Origin of the sequence: Methylobacterium sp. Leaf399 (genome assembly GCF_001424525.1) — a bacterium.
In the GTDB taxonomy this organism is placed as follows: domain Bacteria; phylum Pseudomonadota; class Alphaproteobacteria; order Rhizobiales; family Beijerinckiaceae; genus Methylobacterium.
Map to the genome: position 1 here is coordinate 460,526 of NZ_LMQK01000023.1, position 13,284 is coordinate 473,809.

Sequence of the window (13,284 nt, forward strand, 5' to 3'; positions counted from 1 at the left end):
GCCTTCCTCGTCCCCAGGGTCTCCGGCGACCCGGTCGCCCCCTCATGGACCGGTCCGGCGGCGCTGTCACGGCATCCCGATGCGGCCGGAGACCGGGCGGGCGCCCTCGGCCAGCGGCGTCACCGGCTCGAAGCCGGCGCGGGGCGAGGGCCGCGCCTCCACGGTGCGGAACAGGCCGTTGAGGCCGCCGATGACCTCGAACGAGCGCCGCGACAGCTTGCCGGCGGCACTGGCCGCGGCGTTGACGGGGGCGGCGGCCGCGTCGACGCTCGCCTGCAGGGCGGGCCGGCCCGGCTCCTTCACGCCCGGCAGGGGCTTGAGCTCGATGCCCTTGTGGGCGCTCTCCATCACCTCGCGCCAGGTCATGGCCGGCAGGGAGCCGCCGGTCATCTTGTTGGTGGAGGTGGAATCGTCGTTGCCGAACCAGACCGCGCCGACGAAGTTGCCGGTGTAGGCCACGAACCAGGCGTCCTTGTAGGCGTTGGTGGTGCCGGACTTGCCCGCGACCTTGATGCCCTCGAGCTGGGCGCGCTTGCCGGTGCCCTCCTCCACCACCTTGTTGAGCATGAAGTTCATGTCGGCCACCACCTGGGTCGACAGGATCTGCTCGGGCTTCTCGTCGGCGTGCCGGTAGATGATCTCGCCGGCCGAGTTCTTCACCTCCATCGCCGCGTAGGGCTTGGCCTTGCGCCCGCCGTTGGCGAACACGGCATAGGCCGCGGCCTGGTCGATCACGTTGACCTCGGCCGAGCCGATCGGCAGCGACACCGTGTCGATGAGCGGCGTGGTGATGCCCATGCGGTGGGCGAGATCGATGATCTTGGCGCGCCCGGCCTTGGCCGCGTTGGCCTGGTGGCTGATGCCAAGCGCCTTGCCCAGCGCGATGGAGATCTGGATCGGGATGGTGTTGATCGATTTGGCCACCGCCACCGTGAGGTTGGTGGCGCCCGAGAACGAGCGGCCGTAGTTCTGCGGGCACCAGTTGCCGATGCAGATCGGCGCGTCGACCACCCGGGTCTCGGGCCGGTACAGGCCGGCGGCGAGACCCGCGGCATAGACGTAGGGCTTGAACGACGAGCCGGGCTGGCGCAGCGCGTCGGTGGCGCGGTTGAACTGGCTCTGGCCGTAGTCGGAGCCGCCGACCATCGCCCGCAGGGCGCCGTCGGGGTCGAGGATGACCATGGCGGCTTCCTCGACCTCGTACTGGTCGCCGTACTGGCGCAGGGTGTTCTCCACCGCCTGGTCGGCGCGCTTCTGGATGGCGAGGTCGAGGGGCGTCTTGACGGTGAGCACGCGGTCGCTGCGCAGGCGGCCCGCGTCGGCCATGCCCTTGATCTCGCCGAAGGCCCAATCGAGGTAGTAGTCGGCGGTGATGTCGCGGGTCCGCGTCACCGGGGTGGCCGGGTTGCGCAGCGCCGTCTGGATCTGGCCCTCGGTGAGGAAGCCCGCCTCGACCATGTTGTGGAGCACGTCGACGGCCCGCGCGCGGGCGGCGGGCAGGTTGACGTGGGGGGCGTATTTCGTGGGCGCCTTGAACAGGCCGGCCAGCATCGCGGCCTCGGCGAGGCTGATGTCCTTGAGCCGCTTGCCGAAATAATAATCCGCCGCCGCCACGGCGCCGAAGGTGCCGCCACCCATGTAGGCGCGGTCGAGGTAGAGCTTGAGGATCTCGTTCTTGGTCAGGTGGCATTCGAGCCAGAGCGCCAGGAACGCCTCGTTGATCTTGCGCTCCAGGGAGCGCTCGTTCGACAGGAACAGGTTCTTGGCGAGCTGCTGCGTGATCGAGGAGCCGCCCTGCGTCGAGCCGCCGCCGCGCGAGTTCGAGACCAGGGCGCGGGCGGTGCCGATGGGGTCGATGCCCCAATGCTCGTAGAAGCGCCGGTCCTCGGTGGAGACCAGGGCCTTGATCATCGTGTCGGGGAAGTCGTCGAGCTTGAGCGAATCGTCGTGCTTGATGCCGCGGCGCCCGACCTCGGTGCCGTAGCGGTCGAGGAAGGTGACGGCGAGGTCCTGGGTCTTGAGCCAGTTGTCGCTGGTGAGGTTGAAGGCCGGCTGCGCCAGGGCGAGCATGGCGATGGCACCGCCCGTGCCAAGGGTCATCGCCTCGCTGGTGAGATCGAGGACGCCGCGCTTCCAGCCGCGCACGGAAAACACGTTCATGCGCCGGAAGAAGGTCTCGTACCCCTCCCCTGCCGAACGGCCGCTCTCGTAGAGGCTGGCGTTCACCCAGGCGTCGAAGGCCAGCGCCCCTCGCTTGATCCGGGTCAGCAATGCGGTGGCAGGGGGCAGGCGCACGACGTCTCTCGTCCTCGGTCACCGCGACGGCGACCCGGTCCGACGGACCGGGTCGTGCCGCCCACCATTCATGCCGGAACAACGCGACCGGCGCAGCTCCGGTCCATCGCCGCGCCCCGGCAATCTTTCATTAACATTGATCCGCGATTGGGGCGCGGCAAAGACGGCGGCGTGGCTTTCCCAGGCGGGGCCGCCTGGCGGAGCGCGGGCTCCGTCCGCGATGAGGCGTAGGACTTCGGGTCGAAACCGGCTAGCGTCCGCCGATCATGGGCTGGCAGTGTCAGGCGCCGATGACAGAGAGCCTCGATGCTCCCGCCTTCCTGCCGGAGGCCCGCCCATGCCCGATCACCCGTTCCCGCGGGCGCTGCCGGAGGCGCATCGCTACCGCGCGCTCCTGCTCGACATGGGCGGACACGTCATCCGCGTCCGCATGTTCGCGGCCGGCGACGACGAGGAAGCGTTCGGGATCACGCGCACCATGCTCGACGGGCGGGTGCTGGAGCTCTGGGACGGCCCGCGCTTCGTTCGGAGGTTCGGGTCGGTCGAGCCCTGAGCCAAGCCCCGCGGCAGGCGCGAGGCGACCGATCGGGCCGTGATCGCCATCGGGCGGGCACGGTTGGGCGGGTACGGTTGGGGTGGAGCCCGTGCCGGGGCTACATCCAGGTCCCGTCGTTGATCCGCGACCTGATCGGGTGCTGGTCCGCGAGGAAGTGGGCGTGGGAGATGCCCGCCGCCAGAGCGATGGCGGCGGAGGCATACGAACTTGCGGAGCGGTAGGGGTGATACCCCGCGGTCGTCACCGCCCACCGGAAGCGGTCCCTCTCGCTGCGGCATGCGAAGACGGCCACGCTGTGGTCGGGGAGTGTGGGGATCTGCATGCCCCCACCATGCCACGGCGGTCGACCACCACCAACCGCGTCCCACGACGCCCATCGCCGGCCGGGGCCTCGAACGGATCCGGCCGCGCCGATGGCAACGCTTGCTCTGGCCTGCGCCATGCGGCAGGAGGGCGAGAGTCGGCCGATCGCCGATCTCCCTCCTGTGACCCTCAAGGTGGCGCCGATGCGCATCCGCACGGCCGCGCGCGCCGAGACCACTCCCGCCGGGCAGGCGAGCGATCCGGCCTCCGCGCCGTTCTGGAAGCGCAAGAGCCTGGAGGCGATGACGCCGTCCGAATGGGAGAGCCTGTGCGACGGCTGCGGCCGCTGCTGCCTCCTCAAGCTCGAGGACGACGACACCGGCGAGGTCTACCCCACCGACGTCGGCTGCACCCTCCTCGACGCCCACGCCTGCCGCTGCAGCGACTACAGGAACCGGCAGAAGCGGGTGCCCGACTGCGTGCGCCTGACGCCGGAGGCGGTGCGCACCATCCCCTGGCTGCCGCCGACCTGCGCCTACCGCCTCCTGCGGGAGGGCCGCGACCTCTACGACTGGCACCCCCTCGTCACCGGCCGGGCCGCCAGCGTCCACGAGGCCGGCATCTCGGTGCGCGGCCGGGTCTCGGGCAACGAGGAGGAGTTCACCACCGACGAACTGCTCGACCGCATCGTCACCTGGCCGGGCCGGACGCCCGAGACCGAGGACCCGGACGAGGACGCCTGATCGTCTTTGCCCAAGTTAAGATGCGGCCCGCCTGAGGAACCCGGCAATCTCCACCCCGTTGCCCTAGCGACGATACGGACTGGATCGCGATCCAAATCCGATCAAGCTCAAGCATACAGGGTCGACACCATGGGTATTTTCTCCAAGCCGATCAAGACGCTCGACGATTTGTTCACGCACATGCTGCAGGACATCTATTACGCGGAGCAGCAGATCACCAAGTCGCTACCGAAGATGATCGACAAGGCCACCAACGCGCAGCTCAAGAGCGGCTTCGAGCTCCACCTGCGCGAGACGGAAGCCCAGATCGGCCGCCTCGACCAGGTGTTCGCCAAGCTCGGCAAGACGGCCAAGGGCGTCGATTGCGCCGCCATCGACGGCATCATCGCCGAGACCAAGGAGATCATGGGCGACGTCGACGATCCGCAGGTGCTCGATGCGGCCCTGATCGCCGGCGCGCAGGCGGTGGAGCACTACGAGATCACCCGCTACGGGACGCTGGTCGCCTTCGCCAAGCAGCTCGGCCACCACGAGGTCGTCGGCCTGTTGCAGCAGACCCTGGACGAGGAGCGTGCCACCGACACGGTGCTCACCACCCTCGCCGAAGGCAGCGTCAACAGCCGCGCCGCCGCCTGAGGACCAACCCCCAAGACTGAAGCTCCAAGACTGAAGCGCTGATGTCGAAGATCTGTGGCGAAGATCCGCCGCAGCGCGATCGCCCGGGACCGTCAAGCGGGTCCCGGGTGTCGTCGCGTCAGCGCCCCGCGAGGAGGCGGCCGCCGGCCAGGGTGTTGGCGCAGATGACGGCGCCGACCACCACGAGATGGATGGCGAGGTCGGTGAGCGTCGCGTCGTGGGGATGGAACGGGATCAGCAGCACGGCCGCCGCCGCGGCCGCCGCGAGCCCCCCCAAGGCGGCGGTGAGGTTGGGCCGCAGCGGGCAGGCCCGGCGCAGCATCAGCACGAGGGCGAGCGACAGCGGCGCCGAGGCGCACAGCAGGAACACGAGGCAGCCGCCCATCTCGTGGGCGTCGGCGACTTCGATGCCGGTCACCGTCCAAGAGCGCAGGCAACCGACGCCGCTGGCGCCGATCCAGACAACGGCCGGCCCCAGCGGCAGCAGCGCCCATGCGGGGTTGCGGCCCGGCACGCTGGTGTGGAAGGCGGCGACGGCCGCCGTCAGCGCGGTGAGCAGGGCGCCGAGCGCGGCGAGCCCGAGGTCCGGCACCGCCATGCGCACCCTGAGTCCGTCGAGGTCGGCGAGCGGCATCAGGACGAGGCCGACCGCCAGTGCCGCGCCGAGCCAGGACGACGCCCGCAGCCACGGGGCGGGCAGGCGCCGGACAGGCGCGAGCCGGCCGGTCAGATCCTCGACGAGATCGTCGTGACCGTCCCGACCGACGCGGGTCATGTTCCGCGTGTCAGACATCGGTCCCTCCTCTGGTGCCCGACAACGTCCCGCGCAGGGCCTTCAAGGCCCGGTGCAGGTTGACCTTGAGCGCGCCCTTGCTGCGCCCGGTGATGGCCGCGGCCTCCTCCAGGGACCGCTCCTGGAACGCCAGGTGCTCCACCGCCTCGCGCTGGCCCGGCGAGAGTCCAGCCACGGCCCGAGCCAGCGCGAGGTCGCGCTCCCCGGTCTCCAGGCGGGCGCCCGGCGCCGGCCCGAGATCGGCATGGGCCTCGTAGGCGATGGGATCGTGGACCTCCTGCGGCCGGCGGCCGGTACGGCGCATCGCGTCGATGGCCCGGCGCTGGGTGATGGCGCGCAGCCAGGGCAGGAACGGCCGGGCGGGATCGTAGGTCGCCCGCGCCCGGTGGATGGTGACGAGGGTCTCCTGCACGACGTCGTCCACCGCATCCGGGCGCACCCCTTGCGCCCGTGCCATGCCCGCGATCACCGGCAGGCAATCCTTGAGCAGGCGGCGATACGCGGCGGCATCGCCGCCCTGGGCGGCGGCCATCGCGGACGACAGCCTCTCGTCGAGCACCATGGTGGACCTGTCGCGGCTCCGCATGACAGTCGCCAGGGACGGCCCCGGATCGACGGACGCGATCATCATGGTTGCACCTCCGCTTGTCCAACCCGCGCCATGCCACCCCCATCAGGACCCGGCGCCGGTCAGGCGCGCGGCCCCGAGGATGCGACCGTCGGCCGCCTGCAGCAGCACCGCGGCGTCGGACCCGGCCGGGGCAGGCTGGGTCACGGTCCTGGCCGCGCCGGTCCAGCCGCCGAGGTCGCGCACCGAGCGCACCACGTTCGACTGGACCAGGTCGCGCCCCGCGTTCTCGCCGCGGGCGACCGCGGTGCGGACCTCCCGGTCGAACCCGACGAGGACGATCCGGCCGCTGCCCGCGCCCGCCCCGAGGCCGACGACGAGGTCGCCACCCTTGCGCACCAGGGTCATCGCGGCGACGGGGGAGGCGCGCCGGGCCTCGGCGATGGCCGCGGCGACCTCGCCGCGCTGCGAGCCGAGGACGCTGCGACGGCCGTCGATCACCATCTGCGGCGTGAAGACGCGCGTCTCGCCGAGGGTTCGCGCGTAGGCCTCCTGCCGGTCGGTGGCGGCGGGCAGGGAGACGGTGTCGCGCCAGGACAGGCGGTTCCAGTAGGTGACGTGGAAGCCGAGCGCCAGGACGTCGGGCTGGTCGCGCAGGTCGGTCAGCACCGCCTCGGCCGGCGGGCAGGACGAGCAGCTCTGCGAGGTGAAGAGCTCGACCACCACCGGCCGCTGGGCCGCGGCGAGGGGGGCGGACAGGAGCGTCAGCCCGGCGAGGGCGAGGAGGAGGGCGCGCATGGGAGAGGGCTTTTCTCGAACCGCGGGACGGGATGCCCGATGTTCGCCCGCCACCCGTGGCCGGTTACGTCGCCGGGGCGAGGTCGAAGCGGGAGACGTCGTGCAACAGCGCGACGAAGGCCCGCGCCCCGTGGTCGAGGGCGACGGCACCGGCCTGCGCCGTGCCGAGGCGGGCGTCGCCGATGGCGCCGGCGGGGTTGAGGTCCCCCGCCTTCCAGGCGAAGGCCGCCGGCCGGCCGGCGCGCAGATGCGTGAACTCCCGCTCCATGGCGAGGGTGCGCGGAACGAAGTCGGCGATGGCCTCGGTGCGCACGACCTCGGGCGCGAGCGCCAGCATCAGCGCCGTCTCGATGCCGCCGGCATGGATGCCGTGGCGGACCTCGGCGTCCGGAAACAGACCGTCGGGATAGCCGAACCGGCTCCAGGCGGTGGTGACGGCGATGAGGCCGCAGCGCCCACGCAGCTCCAGGGCGACGAGGTCGATGAGGGCGCTGTTGCCGCCGTGCGAGGTGACGATGACGAGGCGGCCGCAGCCGGCCCGGTGGACGCAGGCACCGATCTCGATCCAGGCGCGCAGGGCCGTCTCGGTGGTGAGGGTGAGCGTGCCGGCGAACTCGTCGTGCTCGTCGGATTTGCCCACCGCCTGCACCGGCAGGAGCAGCACGTCGAGGTCGTCGGGGACCAGGGCGGCGACACGGGCGAGATAGCCCTCGGCGATGGTGACATCGGTGGAGAGCGGCAGGTGCGGCCCATGCTGCTCCACCGCCGCCACCGGCAGCACCGCGATCGTGCGGCTCATGTCGCGCGCACGCATCTCCTGCGTCGTGAGGGCGGACCAGGGCTGCATCGGCATCGGGGACGCTCCTCGCGACCAAGCTGTCCACCGGCCATAGGCCCTATCGGGCCGACGAAAAAGGCGCCCCCGCGCATGCGGGTGGCGCCTTTCGTCACCGGTGAGCTGCCGGTCGTTCGCGGGTCAGCGGGTGCGGCGCAGCAGCCAGCCCGCGCCGAAGGCGGCGGCGGCCACCAGCAGCAGCGTCACGGCCTTGTTCTCCTCGGCGCGGTCGGCGACGGCGCGACTGCGGCGGGCGGCCTCGTGGCGGAGATGACGGCCCCGGTCCTGGACGTCGTCGAAGAGCGCGCGGCCGCGGTCGGTGGCCTCGTCGGCCAGGTGCCGGCTCCGGTCGCGCAGGTCGCGGCCCCGGTCCTGGACGTCGTCGAGCAGGGCGCGGCCGCGGTCGGCGGCCTCGTCGGCGAGGTGGCGGCCGTCGCGCTGCAGGTTCCGCGCGGTGTCGCGGGCATCGCCGTAGGCGTGCTGGGCGGCTCCGGCGACCTGATCGTAGGCGCCCTCGACCTGCTGGCGGGCGCGGCCCGTCACGGCGCCGATCGCGGTCTCGCCGCGGCCCTTGAGGTGGCGCAGGCCGCCTTCGAGATGATCTCTGTTCATGCTGAACGATCCTTCGTTCGTAGGTGGTTCAAACGTGGGTACGACGAAGTCAGGCCCAGTCCCGCGCGGGACGGCACCGAGGCCGCCCCGCGCCATGGTCGTCGTGTCCGGCGATTCGTCGGGGATCTAATCGTCTTGGGACGATCAGATCTTCTTGACGGCGTCGGCCGCGGTCTGGGCGGCGCTCTTGGCGCCGTCCTTGACGTCGCCGACGGTCTTCTGGGCTTCGCCCTTCAGCTCCTGGGCCTTGCCCTCGGCCTGCAGCTTCTCGTTGCCGGTGGCCGAACCGATGCCCTGCTTGATGTTGCCGACGGCTTCGTTGGCGAGACCCTTGATCTTGTCCGTGGTGCTGCTCATGGGAAACGTTCCATCCTTGGTTGAGGAGGCGGCGACGTCGCACACCGTGCCCGCTCACCGTCGGCAACCGGAACGGTGCAGCGCACCGATTGTTCCCCGGACGACTGCGGGGATCGGTTTTGCGGCAGCGCAGCGATGAGGAGCGGGCAGGGCGCGGCATGACCTGTCGAACGTCACGATTTCGTCAGGTCTAAAGAATTTTGTCCTTGGTCGACAAAATTTTTATGAGGGTCGATGCTGCCGCGATGCTCTATAGCGCCTTGAATCGACGATCCGGATCTTTAGAACCGCCGCTGGCGACACCGCCGACGAGGAAGAGCACGCCATGACGATGCACGCCGTGCGTCCCGCTTCCGCGCCCGCCCGGAGCCTCTGAGGCGATGGCGCGATGGATCTCCTACCGGCACGAGGGCCGGGACGGTTTCGGACACCTCGACGGCGACACCATCGCGGTGTTCACGGGCGACCTGTTCGGCACGCCGACGGCCACCGGCGAGACCCTCGCCGTCGCGGCGGTGACGCCCGGCCTGCCCTGCCGCCCCTCCAAGCTCATCGCCCTGTGGAACAATTTCCACGCGATGGCCGACAAGCAGGGGCTGGAGCGGCCGGCGGCGCCCCTATTCTTCGTGAAACCGCCCAACACCTACCGCGCCAGCGGCGAGGCGGTGGCGGTCCCCGAGGGGATCGGGCGTATCCTGTTCGAGGGCGAACTCGGCATCGTCGTCGGCAAGGCCGGGCGCGACCTCACGGTGGAGGCGGCGGCCGGGCACATCTTCGGCTACACCTGCGTCAACGACGTGACCGCCCTCGACGTTCTCAAGGCCGACCCGAGCTTCGTGCAATGGACCCGCTCGAAGGGCCTCGACGGGTTCGGCCCGTTCGGGCCGGTCATCGCCACCGGGCTCGATTCCGACACCCTCACCGTGCGGGTCCGGGTCAACGGTCGCGAGCGCCAGAGCTATCCGCTCTCCGACATGATCCTCAAGCCCGCCGAGATCGTCTCCCTGGTCTCGCAGGGGATGACCCTGGAGCCGGGCGACCTCATCGCCTGCGGCACCTCGAACGGCGCCGGCCCGATCCCCAAGGGCGCGACCGTGGCGGTCGAGATCGAGGGCATCGGCGTGCTCGAGAACCGGTTTTCATGAGGAACGTCACCGCGGCCGCCGCGCGGCCCATCCCCGCCCATCGGATTCGCGCACCGCTCGGTGGACGACCAAAGGGTGCGCGCCGAGGCTCCCTCTCCTGGAAGGAGAGGGTAGGGGTGAGGTGTGCGACCTCTCCGGACAGACCTCTCACCTCACCCTGTCCCTCTCCTTCCAGGAGAGGGGACCCGCGCTTCGACCGACGGCCGGCATCTCTCGCCGCGGGTGATATCCGTGCCGCCGCCCTCGGCCTGGCCCGGGCGGGGGAACCTCCGCGCGCCGGCCGTCTTCAAGCCCGGCAGAACGCCAAGCCCAGCAGAACGCAAGGTCAGTGACATGAGCATCGCCATCGTCGGCGCAGGCGCCATCGGCGGATTCCTCGGGGTTCGGCTCGCCCACGCCGGCGAGGACGTCACCTTCATCGCGCGCGGCGCCAACCTGTCGGCCATCCGCGAGAACGGCATGCGCCTGATCGAGGAGAACGGATCCGAGATCCACGTCACCAACCTCAAGGCGACGGCCTCGATGGCGGAGGCGGGCCCGCACGACGTGGTCCTGCTCACCGTCAAGGCGCACCAGGTCGGGCCGATCGCGGCCGACCTGCACCACCTCATCGGCCCTGAGACGATGGTGGTGACGATGCAGAACGGCATCCCGTGGTGGTACTTCTCGGGCGGCCACGGTGGCGATCTCGCCGGCACGCACCTCGAGACCGCCGATCCGGGCGGCCTCATCGCGAAACACCTCGACCCCAGGCACGTGATCGGCTCGGTGGTCTATCCGGCGGCCGTGCTCACCGAGCCCGGCGTGGTGCAGGTCATCGAAGGCCACCGCTTCGGCTTGGGCGAACTCGACGGCAGCATGAGCCCGCGGGTGCAGTCCCTGGCGCAGCGCCTGATCAAGGCCGGTTTCCGCGCGCCGGTCACCAGCGACATCCGGGCGGAGATCTGGCTCAAGCTGTGGGGCAACCTCAGCTTCAACCCGATCTCGGCGCTCTCCCACGCCACCCTCGTGGACATCTGCCAGTTCCCCGAGACCCGGGCACTGGCCGCCGACATGATGCGCGAGGCGCAGACCATCGCCAACGCGCTCGGCGTCACGTTCAAGCTCGGCATCGAAAAACGCATCGCGGGCGCCGAGAAGGTCGGCGCGCACAAGACATCGATGCTGCAGGACGTGGAGGCCGGCCGGCCCATCGAACTCGAGGCGCTGGTGGGCTCGATCATCGAACTCGGCCGCCTCACCGGCACGCCGACCCCGCACATCGGCACGGTCTATGCCCTGATGCGCCTGCTCTCCCAGAGCCTCGATCGCGCGCAGGGGCGTCTCGCCATCGCGCCGGCCTGACGCTTCTCCCCCCTCCCCTCCCACACTCAGGGAGGGGGCACGGCCCGGACGGACGCGGTCGATCCCCTCAGGCGGGTCCAGGTTGGCGCGCCAGCGCCTCGCCCTGCTTAAGTCTTTGATGTGTCCCAGGTTTTTGACGCAGAACCGGTGGCCACTTTTGCGAAACCTGCTTAAGGACGGTGACAGATCCATGGCCGAGACCGCCACAACCCTCCATGCCCTGATCCAGGCCGGCGCCGACGAGGCCACGGCGCTGTCGAGCCCCGGCGGCGTGCCCCTCACCCACGGTGCCCTGCGGGCGCTGGCCACGCGCACCGTCGCCGACTTCAACGCCCACGGGATCGGACGCGGCGACCGGGTCGCGATCGTGCTCGACAACGGGCCGGAGATGGCCGCGGCCTTCATCGCCGTGGCGGCGGGCACGACCTCGGCCCCCCTGAACCCGGCCTACAAGGCCGACGAGTTCAAGTTCTACCTCACCGATCTCGGCGCCAAGGTGCTGGTGGTGGCCGAGGGCTCGACCTCGCCGGCGGTCGCGGTGGCCGAGGCGCTTGGCATCCCGGTGGTGCGCCTGACGCCGACCCCGGACCGGGGTGCGGGCAGCTTCACCCTCGCCTTCCCGATGGCGGACGCCGCCCCGGCGGCCGGCGGCCCGGCCGAACCCTCGGACATCGCCCTGGTGCTCCACACCTCGGGCACCACCTCGCGCCCCAAGATCGTGCCGCTCACCCAGACCAACGTCTGCGCCTCGGCCGGCAACATCCGCACCGCGCTCGCCTTCACGGCCGAGGACCGCGGCCTCAACATCATGCCGCTGTTCCACATCCACGGGCTGATCGCCGGCATCCTGGCGCCGCTTTCGGCGGGGGGGCAGGTCGCCTGCACCCCGGGCTTCAACGCCCTCAAGTTCTTCGGCTGGATGGGGGAGGTGCGCCCGACCTGGTACACGGCGGTGCCGACCATGCACCAGGCGATCCTCGGCCGCGCCGCCCGCAACGCCGAGGTCATCAAGGCCAACCCGCTGCGGTTCATCCGCTCCTCCTCCTCCTCGATGCCGCCGCAGGTGATGAAGGAGATCGAGGAAGCGTTCGGCGCGCCCCTGATCGAGGCCTACGGCATGACGGAAGCCGCCCACCAGATGGCCTCGAACCCGCTTCCGCCCCGGCCGCATTATCCGGGCGTGGTCGGCCTCGCCGCCGGGCCCGAGATCGCCATCGTGGATTTCGACGGCGAGCCGCTGCCCGTGGGCGAGACCGGCGAGATCGTGATCCGCGGCGCCAACGTGATGGCGGGCTACGAGAACAACGAGGCGGCCAACGCCACCGCCTTCACGCCGCAGGGCTGGTTCCGCACCGGCGACCAGGGCACGCTCTCGCCCGAGGGCTACCTCACCATCACCGGGCGCCTCAAGGAGATCATCAACCGGGGCGGCGAGAAGATCTCGCCGCGCGAGGTCGACGAGATCCTGATGGACCACCCGGCGGTGTCGCAATGCGTGACCTTCGCGGTGCCCCACGACAAGCTCGGCGAGGACGTCAGCGCGGCGGTGGTCCTGCGCGAGGGCGAGAGCCTGACGGAGAAGGACCTGCGCAGCTTCGCCGCCGAGCGCCTCGCCCCGTTCAAGGTGCCCGCCAAGATCCTGTTCCTCGACGAGATTCCCAAGGGCGCCACCGGCAAGCTCCAGCGCATCGGTCTCGCCGAGAAGCTCGGACTGGCGTGAAGGCCTTCGCGCGCGTCTCGGACGGGCCGGCGGCGCGATCGCCGTCCGCCCATGCCGCGGACCGGACCCTCGGCTCACGGGAGGTCCGGGCCTTCCGCCCCGGCAACCCGAGGTTGGGGCGCGCGGCAGGCTTAACCGGAGGTCAAGACCTGACGACTATGGCTAACGGGGAGGGTATTCCAAGCCGAGCGTAACGTCGGCGCGGATCGTCGGGAGGACGCTGGAGCGTATGACCAGCCTGTTGACCAACCGGTCCGCGATGACCGCCCTGACGACTCTGAAGTCCATCAACCAGTCGCTCGACATGACGAGCAACCGGGTCTCCACGGGCCAGCGCGTCTCCACCGCCTCCGACAACGCCGCCTACTGGTCGATCGCCACCACGGTGCGCACCGACAACGCCTCGCTGGGCGCCGTGAAGGACTCCCTCGGCCTCGGCTCCTCGGCCGTCGACACCGCCTACAACGGCCTCAACAGCATCATCGGCGACCTGCAGAACATGCGCGCCAAGCTGCAGACCGCCCTGCAGCCCGGCGTCGACCGCGCCAAGGTCCAGACCGAGATCGACGCTATCCAGGA

Annotated in this window: 15 protein-coding genes; 7 read left to right on the forward strand and 8 right to left on the reverse strand. The window is 70.7% G+C overall.

What is annotated here, in order from left to right:
- Positions 1 to 66: 66 nt before the first annotated feature.
- The gene (locus tag ASG40_RS13200; protein WP_055886289.1) at positions 67 to 2,295 is read right to left on the reverse strand and encodes a transglycosylase domain-containing protein; all 2,229 of its coding nucleotides are present in this window, start codon (positions 2,293 to 2,295) and stop codon (positions 67 to 69) included.
- 337 nt (positions 2,296 to 2,632) lie between these two features.
- Here ASG40_RS13200 and ASG40_RS13205 point away from each other — a divergent pair, with 337 nt between their 5' ends.
- On the forward strand, positions 2,633 to 2,848 hold the full coding sequence (locus ASG40_RS13205; RefSeq protein WP_055886291.1) for a hypothetical protein: 216 nt from the start codon (positions 2,633 to 2,635) through the stop codon (positions 2,846 to 2,848).
- Between the two features lie 100 nt (positions 2,849 to 2,948).
- Here ASG40_RS13205 and ASG40_RS13210 read toward each other — a convergent pair whose 3' ends face one another.
- The gene (locus tag ASG40_RS13210; protein WP_055886294.1) at positions 2,949 to 3,173 is read right to left on the reverse strand and encodes a hypothetical protein; all 225 of its coding nucleotides are present in this window, start codon (positions 3,171 to 3,173) and stop codon (positions 2,949 to 2,951) included.
- 184 nt (positions 3,174 to 3,357) lie between these two features.
- Between ASG40_RS13210 and ASG40_RS13215 the strand changes: the two genes are divergently transcribed.
- The gene (locus ASG40_RS13215; protein WP_055886490.1) at positions 3,358 to 3,897 is read left to right on the forward strand and encodes a YcgN family cysteine cluster protein; all 540 of its coding nucleotides are present in this window, start codon (positions 3,358 to 3,360) and stop codon (positions 3,895 to 3,897) included.
- A gap of 129 nt (positions 3,898 to 4,026) precedes the next feature.
- Entirely contained in the window at positions 4,027 to 4,533 is a 507-nt protein-coding gene (locus ASG40_RS13220; protein WP_055886300.1) for a YciE/YciF ferroxidase family protein, read from the forward strand.
- Positions 4,534 to 4,651: 118 nt separating this feature from the next.
- On the opposite strand, the gene ASG40_RS13225 is transcribed toward ASG40_RS13220, so the two are convergent.
- From ASG40_RS13225 to ASG40_RS13250, 6 genes are all read right to left on the reverse strand, one after another.
- Positions 4,652 to 5,326: an NrsF family protein gene (locus ASG40_RS13225; protein WP_244480610.1), complete on the reverse strand. Its 675-nt coding sequence runs from the start codon at positions 5,324 to 5,326 to the stop codon at positions 4,652 to 4,654.
- Positions 5,319 to 5,888 carry an RNA polymerase sigma factor gene (locus ASG40_RS13230; protein WP_055886493.1) on the reverse strand — a complete coding sequence of 190 codons (570 nt, stop codon included), beginning with the start codon at positions 5,886 to 5,888 and terminating at the stop codon, positions 5,319 to 5,321. Before ASG40_RS13230 ends, ASG40_RS13225 begins: the two co-directional genes overlap by 8 nt.
- Positions 5,889 to 5,999: 111 nt before the next feature.
- Complete coding sequence (locus ASG40_RS13235) at positions 6,000 to 6,692, reverse strand: DUF1223 domain-containing protein (protein WP_055886306.1); 693 nt, start codon at positions 6,690 to 6,692, stop codon at positions 6,000 to 6,002.
- Positions 6,693 to 6,756: 64 nt separating this feature from the next.
- Entirely contained in the window at positions 6,757 to 7,545 is a 789-nt protein-coding gene (locus tag ASG40_RS13240; protein ID WP_055886308.1) for a creatininase family protein, read from the reverse strand.
- Positions 7,546 to 7,668: 123 nt separating this feature from the next.
- A complete protein-coding gene (locus ASG40_RS13245) occupies positions 7,669 to 8,139 on the reverse strand; it encodes a CsbD family protein (protein WP_055886311.1) in 471 nt (156 codons plus the stop codon).
- 144 nt (positions 8,140 to 8,283) lie between these two features.
- Positions 8,284 to 8,496 (reverse strand): CsbD family protein, encoded by a 213-nt coding sequence (locus tag ASG40_RS13250; RefSeq protein ID WP_055886314.1) that lies wholly within the window; start codon positions 8,494 to 8,496, stop codon positions 8,284 to 8,286.
- 380 nt (positions 8,497 to 8,876) lie between these two features.
- Between ASG40_RS13250 and ASG40_RS13255 the strand changes: the two genes are divergently transcribed.
- The 4 genes from ASG40_RS13255 to ASG40_RS13270 all read left to right on the forward strand — a co-directional run.
- Complete coding sequence (locus tag ASG40_RS13255; protein ID WP_055886317.1) at positions 8,877 to 9,641, forward strand: fumarylacetoacetate hydrolase family protein; 765 nt, start codon at positions 8,877 to 8,879, stop codon at positions 9,639 to 9,641.
- A gap of 333 nt (positions 9,642 to 9,974) precedes the next feature.
- A complete protein-coding gene (locus ASG40_RS13260) occupies positions 9,975 to 10,985 on the forward strand; it encodes a ketopantoate reductase family protein (protein ID WP_055886319.1) in 1,011 nt (336 codons plus the stop codon).
- 190 nt (positions 10,986 to 11,175) lie between these two features.
- Positions 11,176 to 12,705 (forward strand): acyl--CoA ligase, encoded by a 1,530-nt coding sequence (locus tag ASG40_RS13265; RefSeq protein WP_055886322.1) that lies wholly within the window; start codon positions 11,176 to 11,178, stop codon positions 12,703 to 12,705.
- A gap of 229 nt (positions 12,706 to 12,934) precedes the next feature.
- Positions 12,935 to 13,284: flagellin N-terminal helical domain-containing protein (locus ASG40_RS13270; protein WP_443136613.1), on the forward strand; the 350-nt coding region annotated here is incomplete at its 3' end.